We start from the raw sequence: 387 nt of genomic DNA on the forward strand, positions 1-387 counted from the left end.
GGTCTACAGCGATCGCCTGATCGAAGGCAGTCCGCAGAATGCGGTGACCGCGATTCCGATCTTGCCGTGGGCGCACGCCCAATAATCTGACGCAGTACCCTGTGGGAGCGAGCCTGCTCGCGATGAGGCTGTAACATTCAACATCATTGTTGACTGCTGTGCCGCCATCGCGAGCAGGCTCGCTCCCGCATTTTTTTTGGGGGTGTGCTTGCCAAATCGCAGGCAATAAAAAACCGACCCTGAGGTCGGTTTTTCAACAAGCTTATCGCTTAGGCAGCAGCAAGGCTCAGAGCCTTGACGTGGCCATTCAAGCGGCTCTTATGGCGAGCTGCCTTGTTCTTGTGGATGATGCCTTTATCGGCCATGCGGTCGATAACTGGCACAGCC

Annotated in this window: 1 protein-coding gene; it reads right to left on the minus strand. The window is 56.1% G+C overall.

Annotation, left to right across the window (positions count from 1 at the left end; translation table 11 throughout):
- Positions 1-269 precede the first annotated feature (269 nt).
- Positions 270-387: 30S ribosomal protein S20 (rpsT, locus tag AC1DK4_RS40865; protein WP_477132285.1), on the minus strand; the 118-nt coding region annotated here is incomplete at its 5' end.

This window comes from Cupriavidus sp. 05N38 (genome assembly GCF_056397345.1).